23 protein-coding genes are annotated in these 25713 nt (G+C 66.3%); 9 read left to right on the forward strand and 14 right to left on the reverse strand.

The annotated features are described in order from the left end of the window. Together PV772_RS20700 and PV772_RS20705 are read left to right on the forward strand one after the other, a co-directional pair. The coding region (locus PV772_RS20700; protein WP_347887407.1) for a hypothetical protein at positions 1 to 596 on the forward strand (596 nt) is incomplete at its 5' end. Between the two features lie 104 nt (positions 597 to 700). Continuing rightward, a complete protein-coding gene (locus PV772_RS20705; RefSeq protein WP_141180991.1) occupies positions 701 to 1051 on the forward strand; it encodes a hypothetical protein in 351 nt (116 codons plus the stop codon). On the opposite strand, the gene PV772_RS20710 is transcribed toward PV772_RS20705, so the two are convergent. Beyond that, positions 1048 to 1602, reverse strand: a complete 555-nt coding sequence (locus PV772_RS20710; RefSeq protein WP_347887408.1) for a dihydrofolate reductase family protein — start codon at positions 1600 to 1602, stop codon at positions 1048 to 1050. The genes PV772_RS20705 and PV772_RS20710 overlap by 4 nt on opposite strands. A gap of 220 nt (positions 1603 to 1822) precedes the next feature. Here PV772_RS20710 and PV772_RS20715 point away from each other — a divergent pair, with 220 nt between their 5' ends. After that, complete coding sequence (locus PV772_RS20715) at positions 1823 to 2191, forward strand: hypothetical protein (RefSeq protein WP_347887409.1); 369 nt, start codon at positions 1823 to 1825, stop codon at positions 2189 to 2191. Between the two features lie 18 nt (positions 2192 to 2209). Here PV772_RS20715 and PV772_RS20720 read toward each other — a convergent pair whose 3' ends face one another. Together PV772_RS20720 and PV772_RS20725 are read right to left on the reverse strand one after the other, a co-directional pair. Further along, positions 2210 to 4378 carry an EAL domain-containing protein gene (locus PV772_RS20720; protein WP_347887410.1) on the reverse strand — a complete coding sequence of 723 codons (2169 nt, stop codon included), beginning with the start codon at positions 4376 to 4378 and terminating at the stop codon, positions 2210 to 2212. A 155-nt stretch (positions 4379 to 4533) separates the two neighbouring features. After that, positions 4534 to 4803, reverse strand: coding sequence for a GlsB/YeaQ/YmgE family stress response membrane protein (locus tag PV772_RS20725; RefSeq protein WP_141161250.1), 270 nt, complete (start codon positions 4801 to 4803; stop codon positions 4534 to 4536). A gap of 198 nt (positions 4804 to 5001) precedes the next feature. Between PV772_RS20725 and PV772_RS20730 the strand changes: the two genes are divergently transcribed. Further along, the gene (locus PV772_RS20730) at positions 5002 to 5865 is read left to right on the forward strand and encodes an HAD family hydrolase (RefSeq protein WP_347887411.1); all 864 of its coding nucleotides are present in this window, start codon (positions 5002 to 5004) and stop codon (positions 5863 to 5865) included. Positions 5866 to 5887: 22 nt separating this feature from the next. Here PV772_RS20730 and PV772_RS20735 read toward each other — a convergent pair whose 3' ends face one another. Then, the gene (locus tag PV772_RS20735) at positions 5888 to 7255 is read right to left on the reverse strand and encodes a UDP-glucose/GDP-mannose dehydrogenase family protein (protein ID WP_347887412.1); all 1368 of its coding nucleotides are present in this window, start codon (positions 7253 to 7255) and stop codon (positions 5888 to 5890) included. Continuing rightward, positions 7252 to 8409, reverse strand: a complete 1158-nt coding sequence (locus PV772_RS20740; protein WP_347887413.1) for a glycosyltransferase family 1 protein — start codon at positions 8407 to 8409, stop codon at positions 7252 to 7254. The genes PV772_RS20735 and PV772_RS20740 overlap by 4 nt, the downstream gene beginning before the upstream one ends. A 259-nt stretch (positions 8410 to 8668) precedes the next feature. Here PV772_RS20740 and PV772_RS20745 point away from each other — a divergent pair, with 259 nt between their 5' ends. Next, positions 8669 to 9511, forward strand: a complete 843-nt coding sequence (locus PV772_RS20745; RefSeq protein WP_347887414.1) for a PRC and DUF2382 domain-containing protein — start codon at positions 8669 to 8671, stop codon at positions 9509 to 9511. Between the two features lie 445 nt (positions 9512 to 9956). Beyond that, positions 9957 to 11273 carry a DUF6350 family protein gene (locus PV772_RS20750; RefSeq protein ID WP_347887426.1) on the forward strand — a complete coding sequence of 439 codons (1317 nt, stop codon included), beginning with the start codon at positions 9957 to 9959 and terminating at the stop codon, positions 11271 to 11273. Positions 11274 to 11286: 13 nt separating this feature from the next. On the opposite strand, the gene PV772_RS20755 is transcribed toward PV772_RS20750, so the two are convergent. Beyond that, the gene (locus PV772_RS20755) at positions 11287 to 11718 is read right to left on the reverse strand and encodes a hypothetical protein (RefSeq protein ID WP_347887415.1); all 432 of its coding nucleotides are present in this window, start codon (positions 11716 to 11718) and stop codon (positions 11287 to 11289) included. Between the two features lie 39 nt (positions 11719 to 11757). Between PV772_RS20755 and purN the strand changes: the two genes are divergently transcribed. Continuing rightward, on the forward strand, positions 11758 to 12339 hold the full coding sequence (gene purN / locus PV772_RS20760; protein ID WP_347887416.1) for a phosphoribosylglycinamide formyltransferase: 582 nt from the start codon (positions 11758 to 11760) through the stop codon (positions 12337 to 12339). 136 nt (positions 12340 to 12475) lie between these two features. On the opposite strand, the gene PV772_RS20765 is transcribed toward purN, so the two are convergent. Further along, positions 12476 to 13828 (reverse strand): MFS transporter, encoded by a 1353-nt coding sequence (locus PV772_RS20765; RefSeq protein ID WP_347887417.1) that lies wholly within the window; start codon positions 13826 to 13828, stop codon positions 12476 to 12478. A gap of 143 nt (positions 13829 to 13971) precedes the next feature. Between PV772_RS20765 and purH the strand changes: the two genes are divergently transcribed. Next, a complete protein-coding gene (gene purH, locus PV772_RS20770; protein WP_347887418.1) occupies positions 13972 to 15657 on the forward strand; it encodes a bifunctional phosphoribosylaminoimidazolecarboxamide formyltransferase/IMP cyclohydrolase in 1686 nt (561 codons plus the stop codon). Positions 15658 to 15887: 230 nt separating this feature from the next. On the opposite strand, the gene PV772_RS20775 is transcribed toward purH, so the two are convergent. Then, positions 15888 to 16856: a hypothetical protein gene (locus PV772_RS20775; protein ID WP_347887419.1), complete on the reverse strand. Its 969-nt coding sequence runs from the start codon at positions 16854 to 16856 to the stop codon at positions 15888 to 15890. 328 nt (positions 16857 to 17184) lie between these two features. Between PV772_RS20775 and PV772_RS20780 the strand changes: the two genes are divergently transcribed. Further along, positions 17185 to 19404, forward strand: coding sequence for an NADP-dependent isocitrate dehydrogenase (locus PV772_RS20780; protein ID WP_141181001.1), 2220 nt, complete (start codon positions 17185 to 17187; stop codon positions 19402 to 19404). An 89-nt stretch (positions 19405 to 19493) separates the two neighbouring features. Here the strand turns inward: PV772_RS20780 and PV772_RS20785 are convergent, their stop codons facing one another. From PV772_RS20785 to PV772_RS20810, 6 genes are all read right to left on the reverse strand, one after another. Beyond that, positions 19494 to 20003 (reverse strand): hypothetical protein, encoded by a 510-nt coding sequence (locus PV772_RS20785; RefSeq protein WP_347887420.1) that lies wholly within the window; start codon positions 20001 to 20003, stop codon positions 19494 to 19496. Continuing rightward, positions 20000 to 21208, reverse strand: a complete 1209-nt coding sequence (locus PV772_RS20790; protein WP_347887421.1) for a serine/threonine-protein kinase — start codon at positions 21206 to 21208, stop codon at positions 20000 to 20002. The genes PV772_RS20785 and PV772_RS20790 overlap by 4 nt, the downstream gene beginning before the upstream one ends. Before the next feature lie 285 nt (positions 21209 to 21493). After that, positions 21494 to 22594: a hypothetical protein gene (locus tag PV772_RS20795; protein WP_347887422.1), complete on the reverse strand. Its 1101-nt coding sequence runs from the start codon at positions 22592 to 22594 to the stop codon at positions 21494 to 21496. A gap of 90 nt (positions 22595 to 22684) precedes the next feature. After that, a complete protein-coding gene (locus PV772_RS20800) occupies positions 22685 to 23455 on the reverse strand; it encodes a hypothetical protein (RefSeq protein ID WP_246839745.1) in 771 nt (256 codons plus the stop codon). 359 nt (positions 23456 to 23814) lie between these two features. Then, complete coding sequence (locus tag PV772_RS20805; protein WP_347887423.1) at positions 23815 to 24885, reverse strand: Gfo/Idh/MocA family oxidoreductase; 1071 nt, start codon at positions 24883 to 24885, stop codon at positions 23815 to 23817. 119 nt (positions 24886 to 25004) lie between these two features. After that, positions 25005 to 25712 (reverse strand): ABC transporter ATP-binding protein, encoded by a 708-nt coding sequence (locus PV772_RS20810; protein ID WP_141181007.1) that lies wholly within the window; start codon positions 25710 to 25712, stop codon positions 25005 to 25007. Position 25713 lies beyond the last annotated feature (1 nt).

A 25713-nucleotide genomic window follows, 5' to 3' on the forward strand; every position in this document is an offset into this window, starting at 1 on the left:
GGTGGACACCGACACGATCATGGCCCTCAGCACATAAGCGAAGGATCAACCGTTACACCACTCCTCGGGACTTGACCTTGGCGCAGGAGTGTGCCCGCCTGGCGCGGCCCCTTGGCGATGGTTGGCTATGGGGCGTCGTTTTGACCAACCTCGCTGAAAGCCTGGAACAGGCCGGCGAGTTGGATGCCGCTGAGCGGCATCTGCAGGAGGCGGTGTCGGCTGCCTTTGACCTCGGGGCGTACGGCAGCCTCGCAGCGTTCCTTGAGTCGCTGGCAGGGATCTGCGTCAAAAAACACCGTCCTGACCCGGCTATCCGGATGTTGTCGGCGACTGACGCGTACCGCTCTGACAGGGGTGTGCCGCTTGAGCCGGCCGAACGCCGTCGGATTGATTCGTTCATCGCGCAGGCGCGGGCAGAGGCAGGCCCGGTTAGATTCGGGCTTGCCTGGGCGGCTGGGCGGGCTTTGACTCTCGCCCAAGCTGTGGCCGAAGCAGCCAACCTGCGGCAGGACCAAGATGACATCCGGCCGGTCGAAGGCCGGACGGAGATCCAAGCGGTCGCCGCGGACTACCACCCTTCCACGCCGTGGTCCTGACATGCCGTGACATAACAGTCCAAAGCTGCAAATGCCCACCCTCGGGAAAGCCGGCGGGAACACTGCCGTCTCCCCAGGTGTTAAGACCTATGGAGAGACGAACGATGAACACCAGAACTTACACCGCACTCGTAGTACCGGCCAGCACGTCCGAGCCCATCCGCATCGAGCGGGTGGAGGCGGACCCGCAGGCTTTGGAGGCCTTGGTGGGCGGCCCGCTCGAATCGGTGATCCGCGGTGACTGGCATGTCTACCTCAACGCGGAAAGCGTCACCATGCTTTTACCGGTTAATTTCCGGGCCGGCCAGCTGATGCATGAATGCGGGCTGGACCTCGACGGGATCCGCGGCACCGCAGTCTTCCTGGGCCGCGGGGAACACAGTGCCGAGGCAGACATCCCCGACCACCTGGAGCGACTCGTGGAGGAGCTTTTCGGGGCGCCGCTGGCCGCCTAATCGTTGGCGCGCACCCCATAGGTGCTCAGCACGTTGCCCTTGCTGGTGGTGGACTGGTCCTGCAGTACCAGGCGGGTCAACGGGTCACCGTCCTCGAACAGCCGGCGGCCGCTGCCGGCAATCACCGGGTGGGTCATCAGCTGCAGCGAGTCCAGCAGCCCGGCGAACAGCAGCTGCCTCACCACCGAGATGCTCCCGCACACGGCGATTTCGCCGCCGTCGCGCCCTTTCAGGCCCGCAACGAAATCCTCAAGCGGTGCATCCATGAGATGCGAGTTTTCCCATTCCAGAGGCCCCGTCAGCGTGCGCGAGGCGACGAACTTCTCCACGGGGTTGATGAACGCTGCGAAGTCCTGGTCCTGCGGGGCGGTAGGCCAGTACCCAGCCCACTCCTGGTAGCTGACCCGGCCCAGGACCACTGTGTCCACGGTGTTGATCATCCTGGTCAGGCCCTCGCCGAGCTCTGCGTCAAAGCTGTCGAACTGGAACTTGAACGGTTCGGACACCACACCGTCCACGGAGTGGAACAGGCCGGCGGTGACTTTGCGCATGGGAGCCTCCAAATAATAAGCGGTCAGGCATTACGGTATGCGGCGGGACGCGTTCCGGGAAGGGAAGGCACGGCGTTCAGCCCCGCAAATCGTACGACGGCGGCCTGCAGCGTTAGCTTCATCACTCGCCGTGTCGTCTTGCGCAGTTTCCTGCCCGCCGGGCCCCATACTGGTCATTGAACGGCTTTCGCCGTCCCCCCGGCCAGGCAGGAGGAAGTGCATGGAAACCCTGAAAAAAGTCGTGACCAACCAGTATTTCCCTGCCGGCGCCGTGCTCACGGCCGTCCTGCTGTTCTGGGTGGTTGCCATGCTGGGCGGCCTGTCCCTGCTCAACAACAACCAGCCGCCACTTACCACCCTGACGTGGATGCTGTTCGTCTATGCCGCCGCCGTGCTGACCCCACTCGCAGGGCTCTTCGCCGCCGTCGACCTGGTCCGCCGCTGGCGCCGCAACCGCGCTGCTGCCACCACCACCGGGACGGGCTCCCCGTCCGCCGCCGCCGGCGAAGCACCGCACCCCGCGCAGCCCCAGAACTCCCACCCCGCGCCCGCAAATCCGCAGCGCCCCGGCCGCCAGGAAGCAGCCTAGGCCGACGAGCAGCCCCGGCTACCTGCCCTTCAGTGCATGGAGGGCCTCTTCTGCGTGACTCAACGCCTGGCCCAGCCGGTCACCGGGCTCCGGCAGCGAGAACAGATACCCCTGCAGCGAATCGCACTCCAGCGCCGTCAGGTAATCCGCCTGTGCGGCCGTTTCTATCCCTTCCGCCGTAACGGTCAGGCCCAGGCTGTGCGCCATGTTGATCATGGAACTGAGGATCGGCAGCCGCTCGTTCCCGGTCCGCACCATGGACACGAAGGTCTTGTCGATCTTGACGGTGTCCACGGGCAGGTCCTGCAGCCGGCCCAGCGACGAATAACCGGTGCCGAAATCGTCCAGCGCCACCCGGGCGCCCGCATCCCGCAGCGCGCTGAGCTGCTGGATCAGGCTGCAGTCGGCGTCGAAAAACACGCTCTCGGTAACCTCCACCACGAGTTGATACGGTGCCACGCCGCTGGCTTCGGCAAGCTTCAGGACTCCCTCGGCGAAGTCCGGTTCCTGCAGCTGAACGCCGGAGACATTCACGGCCAGGGACCGCGACGGATCCTCACTGAGCCACCGTGCCAGCTGCACCATTCCGGTGGCCATCACTTCGGCCCCGATCTCACCAATCAGTCCGGTGCGCTCGGCGAGCGGGATGAAGATCGACGGCGGCACCCGCTCGCCGGCCCGGTCCCACCTGGCCAGTGCCTCCAGCTGGACCACCTGCCCCATGCGGTGGGAGACGATCGGCTGGAAGTCAACGGTTATCTCGCCGCGCGGAACGGCCAGCTGCAGTCCACTCTCCATGTGTGTCCGCTGCACCAGCGCCTGCATCATGTCCGGGTGGAAGCGCAGGAACCGGTTCTTGCCGGCAGCCTTGGCCGCATACATCGCAATGTCAGCGTGCCGCAGGAGCTCGGAAGGCCCCATGCTGTCCTGGCCCAGGGAAGCCACCCCCAGGCTCAGGCTGGGACGGAGGACGGTGCCGCTGATAGTCACCGGCACATGCAGGCAGCGCACAATGCAGGCCGCGATGGCATCAGCGTCCGGGCAAGCCGTCAGGAGCACCACGAACTCGTCGCCGCCCAGCCGGGCCACGACGTCGGCCGTCGGGACGCAACCGCGGAGCCTGCGCGCCACTTCGATGAGCATGTCGTCACCGGCCTGGTGGCCCAGGATGTCGTTGACTTCCTTGAAGTCATCCAGGTCAAGGAGCAGGACATCCACCGTCTTCAGCCGCGGTTCCTGCAGCGATTCGGCCAAGGCATCGTTGAACACCGCACGGTTGGCAAGTCCCGTCAGCGGGTCCTGGAAGGCCATGGCACGCAACTTCTCCGCCTGGACTGCGAGGTCCATCATGGCCCGGTGGGCCTGCTCCTGCGCCTTCCGCCGCGGCGTAACATCGCGGAAGCTCCACACCCGGCCCACAATGTTCTCGCCGACACGTTGCGGGCGAGAATAACGCTCGAAGGTCCGGCCGTCCCGGAATTCCACAACGTCGTGGCTTTCCGCCGCGGGGTCCTCCTGAAGTTCGCCCAGCCTGGCGGTGAAAGCTACAGGGTCAGCCACTTGCTCCATGATGAGCTGCAGCACTGGTTCCCCGGTTTCGCCGTCCATGAGCTCGGGCGGAATGCCCCACATGGTGAGGAACTGGTCGTTGAATCCGGCGACGGTGCCGTCGGTCCCGATGACCAGGATGCCGTCTGCGGTTGATTCAAGGGTGGCCGTTAACAGCGACATTGCCTCGCGGAGGTTGGTGTCGGCTGCCTTGCGGTGTGCCGTCCCGCGGATGGAGAGCAGCAGCCGGGCGATTGGCGGCCCGCTCCCGTCTGGGCCGTCCCCGGGCCCCTGCGGGTCCTGGTGGGGGAGGGGCGCGGCGGCAAGTTCCACCGGGAACTCGGTCCCGTCCCGCCCCAGCGCGATGATTTCCTGCGGAGGCGGAAGCTCTTCCGGCAGGGTGAGGAGCTGGCGCAGCAGAAGGGCCACTTCGCCGTGGAAGCCCGTTCCGATAAGCATCCGGTAATCCAGGCCGGAGAAGGCTTCCTGCGGCAGTCCGAACAACCTGGCGGCCGCGGCATTCGCCGCCAGGACGGTCCCGTCCGCAGCAAGGGCCAAAAGTGCGTCCGGACTTGCATCCATGACCGCGCCAAAAGTTTGCAGTGCCACATTGTTGTCACGGCCCAGAAAACCGGTCATCACACCACCCCTTCGCCATCATAAAGGCAGGAAGGGAAAATTGGGCGGCTCCCGGCGGGTTCATATTGAGTCCGCACCACCGTATGGCGGGACGTAAAAAGCGCCGTCCTCCTGGTGGAGTCCGGCGCCTGTTACTGATGGTTTTGTGGAAGCAGCTACACCCGGCGGCCGCTGCGGTTGGTGACGGCGCCGTAGATCAGCAGCACGATGATCGAGCCGAGGATAGCCAGCAGCCAGGTCCTGAGGTCGAAGAACTCCGCCAGGCCGCCGCCGAAGATCAACGATCCGATCCAGCCGCCCAGGATGGCTCCGACAACACCAAGGACCATGGTGACCACCCAGCCCCCGCCCTGGCGGCCCGGCAGGATGGCCTTTGCAATGGCTCCAGCAATCAGGCCCAAAATAAGAAATCCGATAATGCCCATGTTGCCACTCCTTGTCAGTAAGTTGTGCCGGGCCCCCATTTCCGGTTCCCTCATTCAATCAGCAGGCTTACTACTCTGCAAGACCCCCAATATCACAGGATGGCTATCAGTTTGGCCCTGACGTGGGACAATCCCGTGCCGTCCATAAACTGCTGCCGATAGGATTTGGGTGTCCCTGCCTTTGTTGAAGGAGCTCGCATGTCCAGCCAGACCCAGCGGCCGCGGGCCATATTCCTTGACATCGACGGCACCTACGCCGACCATGGCCTGGCTCCCGAGGCGCACGTCGACGCCGTCCGGACCGCCCGCAGGCTCGGCCACCGGGTGTTCGTCTGCACCGGGCGTCCACTCTCCATGGTTCCAGGGCACATCCTGGACGCCGGTTTCGACGGCACCATTACCGGAGCTGGTGCCAGGGTGGAGGTGGGCGGTGAAGTCCTCAGGGACGCCCGCTTTGAACCTGGGCTCGCGGCGCGCCTCGTCGAAATGCTCGATGCCCACGGTGCCGCCTACATCCTGGAAGCGCCGGAGGCACTGTACGGCCGCACAGGCGTGGACCGCCGGCTCCGGGAGGTCCTCGGGCCCATCTTTGCCGGACGCCACCAGCATGACGGCATCCTCAGCACGGATGTTGATCCGCTGGAGGACATCCTGGGACCGATGCAGTACAGCGACGATCTCCGCGCCACCTCCTACGCCAAAATCTCCTGCTTCGACTCACCGGTGCCGCTGGCCCGCCTGCTGGCGGAATTCGGCCCCGGGGTGGGGCTGATCCCCAGCTCGCTGTCGGCGTTGGGGGACCGGGCCGGGGAGATCTTCATGGCCGGCACCCACAAAGCCGTCGGCATCCAGGTTGTGGAAGCCCGGCTCGGCCTGGACCGGGCGGACATCGTGGCCATCGGCGACAGCGCCAACGACATCGAAATGCTTGAGTACGCGGCCGTTGGCATCGCGGTGGAAGGTGGCCATCCCGCAGTGCTTGCCGTGGCGGACCGGATCACCGCCCCGCCCGCCGGCAACGGCGTGGCGCTGGCGTTCCGGGAGCTGGGACTGCTGGGCTAGCTGCCCTCACCGAAGCCGGCCTTCAACGCACCGCGGCCGCCGTCACGACGCCGGAGGACGTTCCGAGTCCGCGGACCACCCAGCCCTGTTCCTGCCAGGCCGCCGCATCCAGCACGTTGCGCGCGTCCAGGACCACCCGGCGTCGTACCTGTTGCCCGGCCGCGGCGGGACACAGTTGCCGGTACTCATCCCACTCCGTGAGGAGCAGCACCAGCTCGGCATCCTGGAGCGCCCGCGCAGCGGAGGTCTCGAACCGAAGCCGCGGGTAGCGGCGCCAGGCAAGATTGACCGCTTTGGGGTCGGTGACGGTGACGTGCGCCCCGGCAGCGGCCAGCCGGTCCGCAACATCCAGGGCGGGGGAGTCGCGGATATCGTCGGTGTCGGGCTTGAAGGATGCGCCCAGTACCGTGATGGATCGCCCGGCGGGGGTTCCGCCGCACAACTCTGCAGCGAGTCCCACCGTGCGCTCCCGCTGGCCCAGGTTCACCGTATCCACCAGCCGCATCCACTGCTCCACCGCAGGTACTCCCAGGGTGGCGGCCTGGGTGCGGAAGCTGCGGATGTCCTTCGGCAGGCAGCCGCCGCCGAAACCGAGCCCGGCGTGCAGGTACCGGCTGCCGATCCGCGGGTCCAGCCCCATTGCCTCGCTGAGCTCCGTGACGTCGGCGCCTGCGGCGTCGCACAGTTCGGCCACGGCGTTGATGAAGCTCACCTTCGTGGCCAGGTACGCGTTCGCGGCAGACTTGATGAGTTCAGCCGTGGCGAAATTGCAGACGAGCCGCGGGATTCCGGCAGCCAGCAGCGGCTCATAGACGGCGTCCAGGGCCGCAGTCACCCCCGTCGGTGCCCCGGTGTGGGGGTTGAAGGCGGCGGGGCGGCCGCCTTCAACGCCGTAGACCAGCCGGTCCGGAACCAGTGAGTCCTTGACGGCGGTGCCCTGCCGCAGGAATTCGGGATTCCAGCCGAGCAGCACGTCCGGCCGCCGTGCGAGGATCTCCCGGAGCATGTCCACCGTGCCGACGGGCACCGTGGATTTGCCCACGACGACGGCGCCCGCCGCCAGGTGCGGCAGCAGCCCTTCCAGGGCTGATACCAGGAAGGTAAGGTCGGCGGCGTCGGACGTCTTGTCCTGCGGCGTCCCCACGCACAGGAAGTGCACCTGGGCAGTGCGCGCCTCGGCCGGATCCGTGGAGAAGCGCAGCCGTCCGGTGGCGCGGCCGTGCGCCAGGAGCTCGTCAAGCCCCGGTTCATGGAACGGTGCGGTTCCCTGTGCCAGCTGGGCCACCTTGCCGGGATCCACGTCGATGCCCACAACGCTGTGGCCCATGGATGCAAGGGTTGCCGCGTGGACAGCGCCGAGGTACCCACAGCCGATCACGGATATCTTCATGATGTTGCTCCTGCCTTTGAAGCCTTCCGCGGCGGTGCGGGGACTGCCGCAATGACGTCCGTATAGTGCTGTACCAGTTCCGTGCAAAGCGCCGGCCAGGTCCTCTCCTGGACCGAGGCGTGGGCCGCGGCTGCGAAGGCGCGGCGTTTGGCGTCGTCGCCCATCAGGTCCTGCACCCGGGCGCGCATGGCGGACAGGTCACCCGGTTCGTAGAGCCAGCCGGTGCGGGAATTCTCCACCAGGTCCAGTGGTCCGCCCCGGCCCGTGGCCACCACCGGGACACCTGACGCCATGGCCTCCTGGATGGTCTGGCAGAAGGTTTCGAACTCACCCGGATGGACGAACAGGTCGAAGGATGCCACCGTCCGCGCCAGGTCCTCACCGCCCAGGAAGCCGGTGAATACCGCCTGGGGGAGGGCCGCCTCAAGGGCTGCCCGTTGCGGGCCGTCGCCCACCACCACCAGCCTGGTGCTGGGAATGCCGGCGAGGGCGGCAAGGTCCTCCACCTGCTTTTCGATGGCCAGCCTGCCCACGTAGCCGATGATGCGTTCACCGTCCGGGGCAACCGAAGCCCGCCACCCGTCGTCGCGCTTTTCCGGCGAAAACCGGGCGGTGTCCACCCCGCGGCGCCACATCCGTACCCGCGGGATGCCCCGTCCGCGCAACTGGTTCAGCGCGAACGTGGAGGGCACAAGGGTGCGTGAGGCCAGCAGGTGGATGTTCTCTACCCTGTTCCAGGCCCAGTTTTCAAGGAAGGGAACGCCGTACCTGGCCGCATAGCTGGGAACTTCGGTCTGGTAGATCGCCACCGTGGGGATGCCGAGCTGGTGTGCCGCCTGCGCTGCGCGCCAGCCCAGGACGAACGGCGAGGCGAGATGCACAACGTCCGGCGCGTACTCGGCAAGGATTCGCTTGACCCGGTACACACCTCCCAGTGCCACCCGTACATTCGTGTAGCCGGCCAGCGGGACTGCCGGCAGCCGGTGGACTTCCGCCCCTTTGACCTGGCCCGGCTCGGCTCCCTCCTGCGCTGAGGGGGCGATGACCAGTACGTCGTCACCACGCTCCTGGAGGTGATCCAGGACCCGAAGGATTGAATGGGTGACGCCGTTCATCAACGGCAGGAATGATTCGGCGACGATTGCGATCCTCACCCCTTCACCGTGCGCGCCGTCCTTGAAATGGCGGGGGAAAAAGCGTTACCCGGAGGAGAAGGCCGGGTGAACAGCTGCCCCGGCCGCCAAGAAAATTACTAAGTAGGCTTGGCATTTGATGCTAAGCATGCTTACGGTAGTGGGGCAGTCAGCGCAGAGCCTCAAGCAGCCGGGGCGGAAGCCGGATGACGGGAGAATGCCCCGGTCCGGACCATCCACTGCTGGCAGACCTAGTGCAACGACAATCCAAGGAGACGTCATGCTCAACAGGGAAAACCTTGAAAACCTGCTCACCAAGGGCGGCCACGTAGTCGGCGCCGACGGCACGAAAATCGGTTCGATCGGCCAGCTGTATGCAGACGACGACACGGGCGAACCCACTTGGGTCACCGTGAAGACCGGCCTCTTCGGTACGTCCGAATCCTTCGTGCCGGTTGAGGGCGCGCACAATCAGGGCGAGGACCTGGTGGTGCCCTTCACCAAGGAGCACGTCAAGGACGCACCCCGCGTTGATGCCGACGGCCACCTCACCCCCGAGGAAGAGGACCGGCTGTACACGTACTACGACCGCGGCGCACGGACGTACACCGAGGCCACCCGTGACACCGCCGGCGACGTCGACCTCCAGGGCGATGCAGACCTGAATGCCGGGACCCCCACGGCCGGGATCACTTCCGCCGCGGACACCCACACTCGCGGGACCGTGGGCCACGATACCTCCGGCCCCACCACGGACGACGCCATGACCCGCTCCGAGGAACAGCTGCGCGTGGGCAAGGAGCGTGAGACCACAGGCCGGGCCCGCCTGCGCAAGTACGTCACCACCGAGAATGTCACCAAGACCATCCCGGTGGAGCGTGAAGAAGTCCGCGTGGAGCGCGAGCCCATCACGGACGCCAACCGCGGCTCCGCGCTGGACGGCCCGGGCATCAGCGAGGAAGAGCACGAGGTGGTCCTGCATGAGGAACGCCCCGTGGTGGAGAAAGAGACTGTTCCCGTGGAACGGGTCCGGCTGGACAAAGAGACAGTCCATGATGACGTCACGGTCAACGAGGAAGTCCGCAAGGAAAACATCGAAACGGACGGCGACACGCGTCGCTGATCGGACCGCGGACTCTGTCCCCGCCAAGTCCGCAGGGCCGGCTGGCTGGAGCGGCGGGCCTGATTCGGTGAACGGCGCCGGGAGCCTGGTTGGAGGCTCCCGGCGCCGCACCGTTTAAAGCGCTGGTGCAGCCGCGCTGAAAGCGGCAACTGCACCAGCCAGTAGGACGAATATCTTCAGAACTTACGGTTCATCTCTCATTCGCGGCTCCTGTTTTCCCGGTTGACGGTATCCGGGCAAGCGGCTGGTCGGGTTCACGCCCACGGCCAGCAGAAATCGCAGGATGCCCCTGCGGGCAGGCGGGTGTTGGTTTCTAACAATTTTACGGCGGGGCAGGGCAAAAAGCGCCGGACAGCCGGGCATTTGGATATTGATCGGTGGCGCCCGCGAGCCTGTCGTTCGCGGACGCGGCGCACCCGGCGTGACACCATGGAACACGATGAAGATGAAACTGCGCGCTGATCAGACCGGAGACCGTGGCCTTCCCATGCCGTTGTGGCTGCAGGGTGCCCTTGAAGCGGCGCAGGCGGCCATCATCTCGGCGCTGGTGGTCGTCGCGCCCATCGTGGCAGTCTGGGCCACCGCGGGTTTCCAGAACGGGCAGTTCGAGGTGCTGGCACGCCTGGCAGGGCAGTCCTGGCTCCTGGTCCATGGGGTGCCACTGGAGCTTGCCGGCGCAGGACCGGCGACCGCCACCCACGGCGGATCCGGCACGCTGAGCCTGATTCCCCTGGGCCTGACCCTGATCCCGTTCCTCCTGGCGTGGCGGGCAGGCCGGAGGCTCGCACGGGCCTCCTATACGGACCAGTTGTGGCAGGCCCTGCTGGGCTCGTGGGCAGTCTATGCGGCGTTCGGTGCGGCCACCGGGTTCGTCTGCCGCAGCAGCGACGTTGTCATCAACCTTTGGTACGCCATACTGGTTCCCCTGGTCCCGTTCGGCCTCGGCATGGTGGTCGGTGCACGAAGGGAAGCAGGGTCCTGGAGCCGGCTCATCGGCGTCGACGCGGTGGACTGGATCTCCCGCACCAGCCAGCATTCCCGCTGGGCCGGATCCTACTTCGCCTCCGCGGCGAAGGCAGGTTTTGTCGCCGTCGCATCCGCCCTTACCCTGGCCGCTGCGCTGCTGGCAGTCGATCTGTTCATCCACTGGAACCTGGTGGTGTCCGTGTATGAAGCGCTCGACGCCGGCCCGGTGGGAGGCGCCGCCCTCACCATCGCGCAGCTGGGCTTCCTGCCCAACCTTGTGGTCTTCGCGCTTGCGTGGACGTCAGGAGCCGGCTTTGCCCTGGGGGCCGGATCCCAGGCAGGGGCGCTGGGCACCGCAGTCGGGCCGCTCCCATCCATTCCTGTCCTGGCCGCCATCCCGTCAGGATCCCTGGACTACGCCGTCGCCGCCCTGCTAGTTCCCGTGCTGGCGGGCGTCATGGCGGGGTGGTGGTTCCTGCGGGAGGGGGAAAACCACTTCGACGAGTGGCTCGCCATCAAGGTCCACGCCCGCTGGTTCACCGCCACCGTCTCCACCCTTGTCCTCGGGGTGCTCGCAGGGCTGGCCGCCGGGCTGCTGGTGATGGGCCTGGCCTGGATCGCGCGGGGGTCAGCAGGACTGGGGCGCCTGACCGCAATCGGTCCTGACCCGCTGTGGACGGCCCTATGGGTGGCTGCGGAGGTGGCCGCCGGCGTGGTCATTGGCTACGCGGCAGGACCCTGGCTGGAAAGGGAGAAGGCCGGGGCGGCCGATCGCGAAGGGGAACTGGTCCACTAGGACCGCCCCGGGGCTAGGGAATCCTGGCGGGCAGGACGTCCTGGAACTGCACCATGCACGCCTGGGTGGCCCGGTCAGTCAGCGCCCGGCCCAGGCAGGCCTGGTACTCGCGCACCTGGTCAAACAGGACCAAGGTGGTCACGATCAGCAGCACCATCACGGCCGCCACCACCAGCCCGGAAATGGTGCCCACAAGGACCAGCCTGGATTCCTTCAACCGGATGGACCGGACCAGCAGGACTATGCCCAGGACCAGGCTCGCCACGGTGAGCAGGCTTGTCAGCCACAGGTAGCCCACGTCCAGCTGGTACACGAAGAACGCGCCGAGTACCGTCACCACGAACGTCCTGAACAGGGTGTGGGTCTTGGCGAGGGAGGCTTTCGCTGCCTCGCTGAGGAGTGGCCTGGCCTGCTGCCGCCCGGCCCGGCCCGGTTCGCTGTTCATGTTTTCCAGCGTACGCGAGCCTGCACCTAAGCTGGACCAATGCGTATCGTCGTCCTCGTCTCCGGCACCGGGTCCAACCTCCAGTCAGTTATCGACGCCGTCAAAGCGGGGGAGCTCGATGTGGAAATCGCGGCGGTCGGCGCCGACCGCGAAGGAACCTACGGCGTCGAACGCTCCGCTGCCGCCGGCATCCCCACCTTTGTGGTGGACTTCAAGGCCTACCCGGACCGTACCGACTGGAACGCCGCGCTGGCCAGGGCCGTCGCCGCCTACTCGCCGGACGTTGTGGTGTCCTCCGGGTTCATGCGGATTGTCAGCCCCGATTTCATCGACGCGTTCAACGGCAGGTACCTCAACACACACCCCGCGCTGCTCCCTGCTTTTCCAGGCGCCCACGGCGTGCGCGACGCCATGGCCTACGGCGTCAAGGTCACCGGTTGCACCGTGCACTGGGCCGACGCCGGCGTGGACACCGGCCCCATCATTGCCCAGGAAGCTGTGGCCATCGAGGACGCAGACACCGAGGAAACCCTGCACGAACGCATCAAGGTGGTGGAGCGCCGGCTCCTGGTTTCCACGTTGGCCGCCCTCGCCGCGGACCCGGAATATTCCGCCGCCTAGGCCGCCGTCGACGCGCACTCTCCTTTTCGATGCACACTCTCCTTTTCGACGCACATATGCCGTTTTCGCGGCGTACATACTGTGCGCGCAGGGGAACATGCGCGTCGAAAATGAATAAGGGCGTCGCGAAAAACGGCTACTGCAGGCGGGCCCGGCGGGTTTCCGGGGAGCAGAACGCCATCCACAGCACGGAGGCCAGCACCAGGGCGCCGGCCAGGGCGAAGGAAGTGGCCAGCCCGAGTTCCGGCCAGAAGTAGTTGGCGAAGACCAGCGGTCCAAACCCTGCACCCAGCCGGGAAAATGTGGACGCCCAGCCGAACCCGGTGCCCCGCAATTCCGTGGGATAGAGCTCGGACACGTAGGCGTAGAGCACCGGAATGGCTACCTGCACCACGAACCCGAACACCAGCAGCCAGAACACCGCGGCCGTGGGGATGTCCACCACGAATGCCACGATCACCAGGGTCAGCGCGGACAACGGACCAGTAATGGCAAGGATCCATTTGCGCCCCACCCGCTCCACCAGGAGGGCGGCCACCACCACGCCCAGGAAGCCGACGGCGGCCATGGACGCCGTGGTGACGAACGCTTTGTACTCGGCGAAGCCGGCACCGATGAGGATCCTGGGCATCCACGTCAGGGACAGGTAGTACACCAGCAGGATGCTGAAGAACAGGGACCAGGCGGCGGCGGTGATCTTCCAGTTGAACTGCCATACCGAACGCAGCTGGGTCCAGGCGCTGCCGGCGGAAAGCCGTGGGACATCCCGGGCGTCGGGAAGGCTGTACGCGCGCGGTTCCGCCCCGGTGGCCTCCACCAGGCCGTCAATGATTTTGGCCGCTTCTTCCCTGCGGCCCTTCCGGATCAGGAACAGTGGAGACTCCGGCACGCTCCGCCGGATCCAGAAGACCAGCAGGGCGGGCAGCACCATCACCAGCATGGTCAGGCGCCAGTCGCCGTAGAGGGCCACCAGGCCGGCCGAGACGAACCCGGCGAGAGCCGCGCCTACCGGCCACCAGCCGTCCATGGCAGTGAGCACCTTGCCGCGCTGTTTCCGCGGGGTGAACTCGCCCACCAGTGCGTAATCCACGGGGATGCAGCCGCCCAGACCAAACCCGGCCATGAACCGGAACACGCAGAACCAGACGAAATCGGGGGCGAACGCACCGAGGACAGTGAACACGGAGAAGAGCAGCAGCGTGGCGGTGAATGCCTTCTTCCGCCCCAAGGTGTCCGCAATGGTTCCCCAGATGAAGGCACCCAGCGCCATGCCGATCAGGTTCGCCGTGCCTACCCAGGCCGCTTCCCCCGCGGAAAGGGACCAGTGCTTGGACAGCAGCGGAATCAGGATGCCGTTCAGGGTTACATCCCAGGCATCGAACATGAAGCCGAGGCCTCCGATCAGGAAGATCCTGCCCTGGACTTTCCATCGCCAGGGCAGTTCCTGGACCACCTGTTCGCCGCTGGGCACAGTGGTGTATGTATTCATCGCCGCCTCCTGCTGAAGACTCTATCCGGGCCCGCGGAAGTTCACACTCCGGAGCCCACAGGGGGTAACCGTTGCCTTCGCGATAAACTGGCCGTATCCCCACCAACCGCGGCCCTGTTCCGCGAGATAAGACGGAGACATTTGTGAGCTTCACGCAGCATGAGCGCGTATCCATTGACCGTGTACCCATCCGCCGGGCTCTGATCTCGGTTTACGACAAAACCGGTCTGGAGGAGCTCGCCTCGGGCCTGCACGCAGCGGGCGTGAAGCTCGTCTCCACGGGTTCCACGGCCAAGAAGATCGCCGCCGCGGGCATTCCCGTGCAGGAGGTTGAGGAAGTCACCGGTTCGCCCGAGATGCTGGACGGCCGCGTCAAGACCCTGCACCCGCGTGTCCACGGTGGCATCCTGGCGGACCGCCGCGTCCCGGCGCACATGGAAACCCTCGCCAGCATGGACATCGAAGCCTTCGACCTGGTCGTGGTGAACCTCTACCCGTTCGTGGAAACCGTCAAGTCCGGTGCCGCGCAGGACGACGTCGTGGAGCAGATCGATATCGGCGGCCCCGCCATGGTCCGGTCGGCCGCGAAGAACCACGCCGCCGTCGCCATCGTGGTGGACCCGTCCTTCTACGGCCAGGTGGTGGAGGCCGCAGCGGAAGGCGGCTTCGACCTGAAAACCCGCCGCCGCCTCGCCGCCAAGGCCTTCGCCCACACCGCCGCCTACGACAATGCAGTGGCCACCTGGACCGCCAGCCAGTTCCTGGACGAGGACGGCGACGGCGTCATCGACTGGCCTGCCTACGCCGGCCTGTCCCTGGAGCGCTCCGAGGTCCTCCGCTACGGCGAGAACCCGCACCAGCAGGCTGCCCTGTATGTGGACAAGGCCGCCCCGGTGGGCATCGCCCAGGCGGACCAGCTGCACGGCAAGGCCATGAGCTACAACAACTTCGTTGACGCCGACGCCGCCCTGCGCGCCGCCTACGACTTCAGCGAGCCCGCCGTCGCCGTCATCAAGCACGCCAACCCGTGCGGCGTCGCCGTCGGCTCCAAGGACGCCGCGGACCCCATCGCCGACGCCCATGCCAAGGCCCACGCCTGCGATCCCGTCTCCGCATTCGGCGGCGTCATCGCAGCGAACCGCACGGTGACCGCCGGCATGGCCAACACCGTCAAGGACATCTTCACCGAGGTGGTCATCGCACCCGGCTTCGAGCCTGAGGCGGTGGAAATCCTCTCCAAGAAGAAGAACATCCGCCTGCTGGCCCTGCCCGAGGGATACGGCCGGTACCCCACGGAGTTCCGCCAGGTCTCCGGCGGCATGCTGGTCCAGGTCAGCGACAAGGTGGACGCCGACGGCGACAACCCCGCCAACTGGACCCTCGCCGCCGGTGAGGCCGCGGATGAGAAGACCCTCGCGGACCTCGCCTTCGCCTGGACTGCGTGCCGGGCCGCAAAGTCGAACGCCATCCTCATTGCCGAAAACGGCGCTGCCGTGGGCATCGGCATGGGCCAGGTCAACAGGCTCGATTCCTGCCGCCTCGCGGTGGAGCGGGCCAACACGCTGGGCGTCACGGTGGAGTCCGACGTCGAGGGTGCCGGCGGTGCCTCCAACGCGGATGCGAGCGGCGCACCTGAGCGTGCCCGCGGTGCCGTGACCGCCTCGGACGCGTTCTTCCCGTTCGCCGACGGCCTGCAGATCCTGATCGACGCCGGTGTCCGTGCCGTGGTGCAGCCGGGCGGTTCTGTCCGGGATGAGGAAGTCATCGCAGCAGCGAACGCTGCCGGCATCACCATGTACTTCACGGGAGCCCGCCACTTCTTCCACTAATCCCCACCGCCGGGTTTCAACAGACGACGGCGCCCGTCCCCTGCATAGGGGACGGGCGCCGTCGTTGTGTTTCGGCTTAGTCCTGGCCGGCAGGAGGTTCGGGCTCCGGAAGCTGAATCTCCCGGGGCTTCGCCGCCGCCATTCGCTCGTCTGTCCAGTACTCGAGGACTTCCTCGGGCGACTGGTTCAAGTCCACGTGGCTGACGGGGTCCTGGTCCGGTGCGGGTTCTTTAGGATTTCGCGGCATTGGTGTACGTCGTCTCGATGACGGAGCCCCAGTATGGGCCGTACATCACTGCGGAGCCGTTGTAGCCGTAGCTGTTGATGGAGTTCTGCAGGCCATCGGGACCGCTGCCGATGAACCACGGACCACCGGAGGAACCGCCGGTCATGTCGCAGGGAATGCCCTGGGTGTTGAACTGGGGGTTGTTGGAATCATTTGACGCCGTCCCGGTGCAGCTCTTGAGGGTCTCCCCGTTGAAGGGCGCCGCTGCCGGGTAGCCGTAGGATGTGTAGGTCAGGCCCCGTGCCTGGTTGAAGGCAGTGCCGGAGCCGCCGACGACGTCGGTCAGCTTCCGCCCCTTGGCATCAGGGTTCATCACGGCGAAGCCGGTGTCATACGTCATGTCGCCGTTGGAAGCCCACTGGGTGGGGGCATACAGGGCTTTGGCGGTCCATTTGCCGTAAGGGGCTGCCCCGTTGTCATACGCGGGGACGAAGACGAAGTTGGTGGCGTACGCGCCCGGGCCTTCATTCACGCAGTGGCCGGCCGTTGCCACAGTGCTGCGGTTGGTCGAGGTGACGGCGTTGCCGGAGCACACATAGTTCGTTCCGCCGAGCGTGAAGAAGACCTTGCCGATGTGGGAGACGGGGTTCGCGCTCTGGGCAAGCGTGGGTTTGCCCTTGGTGGCCTTGGTGGAGGACGGCTTGCTTTTTTCCACCAGGGCAGGGTTTGAACGGTTGCCGCGTTCCAGGGCCTTGCCGGCCAGCGTGTCACCAGGAACAGCGCCCTGCATCCGCTCGGGAGTCCAGTAATCGGCTGCAGCCCCGGCGTCGAGCGTGACGCTGGCCACCGACGGCGCTTCGTTACCGTCCGACGGCGCCGGGGCGGCGGAGGCGCCACCGGCAGCAGTGAGTGTGAGCATGGCGGCCGCCGAAAGAGTCAGGAGGCCGGAAGCCAGAGACCTGGTGCGTGTCATTGTTGTCCTGTCTGGAAGGGGGGTGGGCCCTGGGGCGGGAGTGACGTAGCGAACTTATCGTCACCGGGCAAGTTTGTACACAGTAGTGAGGTATCAATAGCTGCCGGTCACCCTTTTCCCCGCCCCACCCGCACCGTATGCAGAACGTTGGCCCCGGCACCCGGGCCCAGTGCCGTCGTCGGCCGTTCTCCATCGCTGTAATCCTGCTCACCGCCGGGGTAACGCTGGGACCCGGGTACGGTTCAAAGCCGGGTCCTCAGGTAAGTTGTACATGGTGAAATAGACCGATTTTTCACAACCAAGCCGACCCACAGGGAGACGCCCGCGCATGTCCAAGATTATCTACACCCACACCGACGAAGCGCCGATGCTGGCTACCTATTCGTTCCTGCCCATCATCGAGGCGTTCGCTTCGACAGCAGGTGTGGAGGTGGAGACCCGCGACATTTCGCTCGCCGGCCGCATCATCGCCGTCTTCGGTGACTACCTGACCCCCGAGCAGCAGATCGGTGACGCCCTTGCTGAACTCGGTGAGCTGGCGAAGACGCCGGAAGCCAACATCATCAAACTGCCCAACATCAGCGCGTCCATCCCGCAGCTGAAGGCCGCCATTGCAGAGCTGCAGGGCCAGGGCTACGCGTTGCCGGATTACCCGGACAACCCCTCCTCGGACGAGGAGACCGCCATCCGCTCGCGCTACGACAAGATCAAGGGCTCCGCCGTGAACCCGGTCCTGCGCGAAGGCAACTCGGACCGCCGCGCTCCGCTGTCCGTCAAGAACTACGCCCGCCAGAACCCGCACTCCATGGGCGCCTGGACCGCGGACTCCAAGACCAACGTGGCCACCATGGGCCAGGACGACTTCCGCTCCAACGAGAAGTCCGTGGTCATCGAGGCCGACGGCACCATCGCCATCCAGCTGGTCCGCGAGGACGGCTCGGTCAAGGTCCTGAAGAAGGCGTTCCCCGTCCTGGCCGGTGAAGTAATCGACGGAACCGTGATGCGCGCCGCCGCACTGGACGAGTTCCTCAAGGCCCAGGTTGCCCGCGCCAAGGAAGAGGGCGTGCTGTTCTCCGCCCACCTGAAGGCCACCATGATGAAGGTCTCGGACCCCATCATCTTTGGCCACGTGGTGAAGGCATACTTCTCCGAGCTGTTTGAGACCTACGGCAAGCAGCTTTCCGCCGCCGGCATCAGCCCCAACAACGGTCTCGCAGCCATCCTGAGCAGCCTCGAGGACCTGCCGGCGGATGTCCGCGAGGGCGTCCAGAGCCTGATCAAGAAGGGCCTGGAAGACGGGCCCGCGCTGGCCATGGTGGACTCCGACAAGGGCATCACCAGCCTGAACGTGCCCTCCGACATCATTGTGGACGCCTCCATGCCGGCCATGATCCGCACCTCCGGCCACATGTGGGGCCCGGACGGCAAGGAAGCCGACACCCTCGCCGTCCTGCCGGACAGCTCCTACGCCGGCATCTACCAGGTGGTCATCGACGACTGCCGCGCCAACGGCGCCTACGACCCCACCACCATGGGCACCGTCCCGAACGTGGGCCTCATGGCGCAGGCCGCTGAGGAATACGGCAGCCACGACAAGACGTTCGAAATCCAGGAAGCCGGCAAGGTGCAGATCGTTGACGGCAACGGCAACGTCCTGCTGGAACACGAAGTTTCCGTCGGTGACATCTGGCGTGCCTGCCAGACCAAGGACGCACCCATCCGCGACTGGGTCAAGCTGGCCGTCACCCGCGCCCGCGCCTCGCAGACCCCCGCCGTGTTCTGGCTGGACGAGGAGCGTGCACACGACGCCAACCTCATCGCCAAGGTCAACGAGTACCTGAAGGACCACGACACCGAGGGCCTGGACCTGCAGATCATGTCGCCGGTCAAGGCCACCGCCTTCACCCTCGAGCGCATCCGCAAGGGCGAGGACACCATCTCCGTCACGGGCAACGTGCTCCGCGACTACCTCACGGACCTGTTCCCCATCCTGGAACTGGGCACCAGCGCCAAGATGCTCTCGGTTGTTCCGCTGATGAATGGAGGCGGACTCTTCGAGACCGGCGCCGGCGGATCCGCCCCCAAGCACGTCCAGCAGCTGCTGAAGGAAAACCACCTGCGCTGGGACAGCCTGGGTGAGTTCCTGGCCCTGGCCGTGAGCTTCGAGCACCTGGCCACCACCACCGGCAACGCACGCGCCCAGGTCCTCGCCGACACCCTGGACCGCGCCACCGGCACGTTCCTGCTGGAGAACAAGTCCCCGAGCCGCCGCGCCGGCGAACTGGACAACCGTGGCAGCCACTACTTCCTGGCCCGCTACTGGGCAGAGGAACTGGCCAAGCAGACGGACGACGCCGACCTGGCCGCCGCGTTCAGCACGGTCGCCAACGAGCTTTCCTCCAAGGAGGAAACCATCGTGGGCGAGCTGGCCGAGGTCCAGGGCTCACCCGTGGACATCGGAGGCTACTACCGCCCGGATGATGCCAAGGCTTCGTCCGTGATGCGTCCTTCCGCCACGCTGAACAAGGTCATCGCCAGCCTGGCCTAGCACCTGCCGTTCCGGCACAAAGAAGCGGTGCTCCGGTTTTTCACCGGAGCACCGCTTCTTTTTTGCTTTGCTGCCTGCTGGAGGCGGACCTAGTTCTTGCCCTTGCCCTTGTCGCTGTTGTTCTTGCCGGCATCCGTGCCGTTGCCCGACGAGCTACCTTGCGCCGGTGCCTGCGCGGGGGCTGGCTGCGAGGCGGGGCCAGGCGCGGGTGAAGAAGCCTGTGCTGCCTGGCTGGCGGCGATCCGGGCGTCTTCGGCAGCCTTTGCGGCCGCTGCCTGCGCGCTGATGGCTTCGTTGAGGTCTGCCCGGACAGCCGTCGCCACGGTGGTGATGCTGCGGCGCCTCTCCTCGGAAACCTGCCCCTTGGCCTGGGCCGCGGAAAGGTCCGCCTCCAGGCCCTCGAGTGCCTTCAGCGCGGCGGCGGGATCGTTTTGGGACGACGCCTGGGTTACTTCAAGTACTCGTGCCTGGAGCTGGGTTGCGGCCTCGCGCTGCAGCCCGGCCCCGGGCGCGGCGCAGGCACCGAGCAGGGCCGCCGCCAGCGCAGCCGCGGCGCAGGCCAGCAGCAGCCGGGCCGCCGGGGCCTGCCTCAGGATCACGGCGCCACGCTCTTCTGGAGTTCCTGCAGATGGTCACCCAGGACGCCGGTCACGGTGGGATAAGGGACGACGTCGGCCGGGCGGACGGAGATGCTCATCAGTACCGCAGCGGCGGCTGCGGCAACCACCAGGACACCCACCACCACGGCCAGCCAGATACGCCGGCTCCGGGTGAGGCGCGGCTTTGCAGCGGACGTGCCAGCCTCTGTTCCGGGGGCAGGATCTGTAGTCCCGGGTGCCGCCGCGGCCTCCCGCACGTCTTCCACCGATTCCTCTGCGGTAATGGAGGGAGGGTGGAAGGGCATGGCCGGCAGTACACGGGTTGTTTCCGGCGCCAGTTCTCCCGGCGTCGACGCGGGGGAGACCAGCGCCTGGCGCAGCGCCGTTTCAATGTCAGCGGCGGCTGGCCGTTCCAGCGGCTCGATGGCGGTCATGGAACGGATCAGGCCGGCCCATTCGGAGGGGACGTCGTCGGGAATTTCCGGTGCCCGGTGGAGCCGGGCAACCGCCGACTCCACGGCACTGCCGGGGTATTCCACGGTGCCTTTGATGCATTCGAGCAGCACCAGTCCCAAAGAATAAATGTCCGTGGCCGACGACAAGGGTTTGCCCAGGGCCTGCTCCGGGCTGAGGTAGGCGGCGGTGCCCACCATGGTTCCCGTAGCCGTAAGCCGGGTGGAATCCACAATCCTCGCGATGCCGAAATCCGTGAGCTTGGGCCGAATCGGCTCACCGGGCCGGATCTGGACCAGGAGGATGTTGCCCGGTTTGATGTCGCGGTGGATGATGCCCAGCCCGTGCACGTAGGCCAGGGCATCGGCGATGCCGGCGCCGATGACGGCCAGTTCCTCCAACGGAACCGTGCTGTGGCGGATGCGGCTGCGAAGGTCCTGGCCCTCCACCAGTTCCATGGTCAGGAACGGCCGGGGCTCATCCGGAATACGGTCATCGATGCCCGCATCGAAAAGTGTCACCAAGCCGGGGTGGTTGAGCGTTGCCAGGAGCTGGATTTCGGCTTCCTGCCGCCTGAGCTCGTCCGCGTCCGGGGCCTGCGGGGCGAAGAGCTTCAAAGCCACATCGCGGCCCAGGTTTTCGTCCCGCGCACAGTACACCGACGACATTCCGCCACGGCCTACGACCTCACCCAAACGGTAGCGACCGCCGACCACTTCATTCTTGATGGAGCTAGGCGATTCCGCCACCATGACCGTTCCTCCCGGTGCGCTGCGGCACTGTCGTACCTCAAATTATACGGGCGGTGGGGCGGAACCGGCGATTGACCTAGGCTTTCGCCGTCGGGCACGCCGACGGCCCGGCGGCGATTTTCGAACACATTCGCCGCCGGACCATCGGCTACAAGGACATGTGTGCTGATGACATGTTTTATGCAGGTAATGCGTTTCGGGCTTGCTGACCTCCTTCCGCCAGCCCGCTGCGTGACGCCGCTTCAGGCGCACAGGTGCGGGCACGTATCTTTCTGTGGTTGGCCGCTACGAGACCTTGCGCCTGCGGAGCACCAGGATCCCGGCGGCCAGGAGCAGCAGGGCCAGGGGAACCAGCGATCCGTCCCAGCCCGTGTTGGCGAGGGCCGCGTGGGCCCCGTTGGCGGTACCGGGTGCCGGGTTGCCATTGGTGGTGGCAGCCCGTGGCGCCGTCACAGGGGCGATTGCCCCGCTGACTGCGCTGGAACCGGCCGGTGCTGCCGTGAAGCCGTCGACGCCTGTGGTCCCGGATCCGTCGGTGGGGTCATCGCTCGGGGTGCCGTTGCCGGTGCTGTTGTCCGCGCCGGGGCCAGGGGTGCCAGTGTCACCGGTGGTGCCGTCACCCGGGGCGGTGGTCCCCGGATCCGAGGTCCCCGGAGTGCCCGTGGTGTTGTCACCGCTGAGCCCGATCCCCAGGTCAATGCTGAGATCGGCGACAGCATCGGGGCCGCCGTTGCCTGCGGTTCCGGCGCCTACACCTGCACCAAGGTCCACGTTGGCGTCGGCGGCGAGGTCCGCCGTGGTTCCGGTGCCGGTGGCGGGGTCGGTGGTTGTGACGTTGCCGAGTCCGAGATTGACGTCGGCTGCGGCGGTCAGGTCGGCGGTGCCGTTGGTTGCGGGGTCGGTGGTTGTGACGTTGCCGAGCCCGAGATTGAGGTCGGCTGCGGCGGTCAGGTCGGTGGTGCCGTTGGTTGCGGGGTCGGTGGTTGTGACGTTGCCGAGTCCGAGATTGACGTCTGCTGCGGCGGCCAGGTCGGTGGTGCCGTTGGTTGAGGGATCTGTGGCAGCCACAGCCCCCAGCCCCAGGTTGACGTCCGCTGCGGCTGCCAGGTCGGTGGCACCGGTGGTAGCGGGATCAGTGGCGGCCACAGTCCCCAGCCCCAGGTTGACATCCACTGCGGCGGCGACACCTGTTGATCCGGCCGGCGTTGGGTCACCCAGCAGGCCCAACGACGTCGAGTCAGCGGGTGCCGCCGCCGAGATGAGGGCGGAGGCGGAGAGGTCCGTCCCGCTGGTGGCGTCCGCCGCATTGGCGGTGGCGCAGCCGAAGGCCAGGAGGCCGCCGGCAAAGAGGGTGCTCAGCAGCCCCCTGCGAAGTGTGCAGTTCATGGTGTTTACTCCTGGAATAGTTGAGTGTCCGGGGGCTGGACAGCCGCCCGTAGAGCCGCGTGCTGCCCGTGGGAGGGCAGGGGGCATCAACTAGTCAGGAGAAGAGCCGGGGTCGAATGACACCGGCGAGGGGACGTGCCCAGGGGACCGGTCGGCGCGGACAGCGCCAGCCCCTTCAAAGTCGAAGTAGATGGGGTTGAGCCATGCGGCGGCTGCTGACGTGCCGCCTGATGAACCGCTGCTGCCTGTGCCGGGCGCCGGGGCTGCGGGAGCCTGGGCAGGAACGGGCAACGGGTCGACGGCCAGCGGCTGCTCCGCTATGGAGCCGAGGGTCTCGAACACCCCAGCCTGCGGGAATGCCATGTTGGCCGGGATGCCTGCGTCCGAGGCCGTGGACGGCGCCTCAACCGCCTGGCCGGATTCTGTGGCCGTATCCGTGGCATCCGGAGCTTCTTCCACGGCTGAGGGCAGGTCCCCCGCGGGAGCAGGGGCCAGTACGCCAGGAACGTCCACCTTAACGTCATCCAAGGGCGGGGCGGGCAACGAAACAGCGCCGTTCAGAAGATCTGAAACCGGTTGGAGCACCGGCTCAAGGACCGGAAGAGCCTCGGCTGCAGGGGCTGTAAGTTCCCGGGCCACACCCGCTGCCAAGGTGTCGGCCACCTCAACAAGGGGAGCGGAAACCCCGGAAACAGTTCCGGCCGGAACCACCTGGTCTACCACGGGAACGGCGGCAATCAGGTTGTCCGTCAGGCCGGAAACAGGCGTTATGACAGGCTGCAGCAGCCCAGGGGACGCGGCCGGGCCGTCCGCTGAGCCGGCAGGAATCGGTGAAACCCTGGCCGCAAGATCTTGGCCCACGGAGGACACCGAACTGGTGGGTGCGCCGAGCGGGGAGGAGGAATCAGGACCTGTGTCGGCGGTTGCAGGTGTTGAGGAAAGGGTCAACCATGTGGCGGCTGCCGCACCGGCAAGAAGTACCGGTCGCAGGGCACGCCATGGCGAACTGCTACGAGCCATGCGTACCACCCCCCAGTGACCGGCGCAATCGATGCTGCCTAAATGCTAAGACTGCTTATCTCCCGAAGTCCAGCATTCATTCAGGGGAATTTACAAATGCCCGCAGCGGACGCAGGAACTGTCACTGGAAGAAGCGGGCAGTCACGGGACCTGATCATCGCGCAAAAGCTGCCCGCCGCCGTCGTATGAAGCTGATCCTGCTAACGGCTGTCGTTGGGATAGGTCAATCCGAGTTGCGCGCGAACACCGTCGAAGAGGCGCATGGTGTTCAAGGTGTCTTCGAGGGGCATGACCGGGCTTTCGCTCAGCCCCTGCTGGATGCACCTCATCACCTCGCGGAGCTCGTAGGCGTAGCCCTTTCCCACGACGTCGAAGCTTTCCGTGCGGCGGTCCTCCCACCCCTTGGCGATGACCAGTTCGCGGGGATTGTTGATGGAACCCACGCTCTGCAGGAAGCCGAGGCTGCCGGCCACCGTGGCAGTGCGGGGTCCGTGGGCCAGCAGGGAGGAGGTGAGCTGGACCTGGGCGGCGTGGCCGTAGCCAAGGCTCAGGGCGTTCTGTGCATCGACGCCGTCGTCGTTGACGAAGCCCGTGGCGCTGACGGTCTGCGGGAAGCCAAGCGTGCCCAGCGCCCAGAGCAGCGGGTAGACGGACAGATCCAGCAGTGCACCCCCGCCGTCCTTCCGCGCCCACAACCTGGCCGTGGGGGAGTAGGGTGCCGGGAATCCCAGATCTGCGGTGACCCAGTGGATATCGCCCAGCTCGCCGGACGCCGCAATCTCGAAAGCGCGCTGCATCGACGGCAGGAACCGGCTCCAGACCGCCTCCATCAGGAAAAGCTTCCGGCTGCGCGCAACCTCGATGAGCTCGGCCGCTTCCCGGGCGTTGATCGTGAAGGTCTTCTCGCACAGGACGTGCTTGCCCGCGTTCAGTGCGGCCAGGACCATCCCGTGGTGCTGCGCATGCGGCGTGGCGACGTAGACAACGTCCACCGCGTCATCGGCGAGCAGCCGCTGGTAGCCGGGCACCCCGCCGTCGTCCCCGTAGGCCTTTGCGAAGTCGTACGCCACAGCAAAAGCATCCGCGGTGTCCTGCGCCCTTGAACTGACCGCATAGAGCTCGGCATCTTCAAGCAGTGCCAGATCCTGGGAGACGGCGCGGGCGATGCTGCCCGTTGCGATGATTCCCCAGCGCAGGGGAGTCCCGGTGGCGGTCCGGGGATCCCGGTCAGGCTGCGTGGAAAGCCATGGTGTGGCGATGGGAGCGCTCATAGCAGCCATCCTGTCACAGCGGCACCGCAGGAGTGGAGAACCTGCGGCGGGTGGTAGTTCAAAGAAAAGGGGGCCAAGGGCTGGAGCGCAAGCCCCTGCCCTTGGCCCTCTTCCGTGGGTCAGGCGCTGGCGGCGACGGCGGTCCGTCCCCGGACCGGCTCTTCCGTCAGCTTGCCCTGCTGCAGCCGGAACCGGCGGTCGGTCTTGTTTGCCAGGACCCTGTCGTGGGTGACCACCAGGATGGTGGTGTTGTGATCGCGGCTCAGCGAGCTGAGGAGTTCGATGATGTGGTCACCCGTCTGCTCATCCAGGTTGCCGGTGGGCTCGTCCGCCAGGATCAGCTTCGGCTCGTTGGCCAAGGCGCGGGCAATGGCCACGCGCTGCTGCTCGCCGCCGGAGAGCCTGTTGATCCGCCGGTCGTGCTTGGACGGATCAAGCTGCACCTGTTCCAGCAGTCCTTTGGCCCGCTCCAGCCTGTCGGACTTCCGTTTTCCGGCGAATTCCATGGGAAGCATGACATTGTCTACGGCGGACAGGTTGGGGATCAGGTTGAACTGCTGGAATACGAACCCGATGTCCCGGCGCCGGTATTCCGTCAGCTTGCTGTCCGGCAGATTGGCCAGGCTAACGCCGTTGACGACGACGTCCCCGCTGGTGGGCTTGTCCAGCGCACCAAGGAGGGACAGCAGGGTGCTTTTGCCGCTTCCGCTCTTGCCCACGATCGAGGCGAGGGTGCCCTGTTCCAGGACGAAGCTGACATCGTTGACCGGCTTGATGGTGCGGTCACCGGAGTTGAAGGTGCGGACCAGGTTCTTGACTTCAATCATG

This window comes from Pseudarthrobacter sp. CC12, from assembly GCF_039907755.1.
GTDB lineage: Bacteria > Actinomycetota > Actinomycetes > Actinomycetales > Micrococcaceae > Arthrobacter > Arthrobacter niigatensis.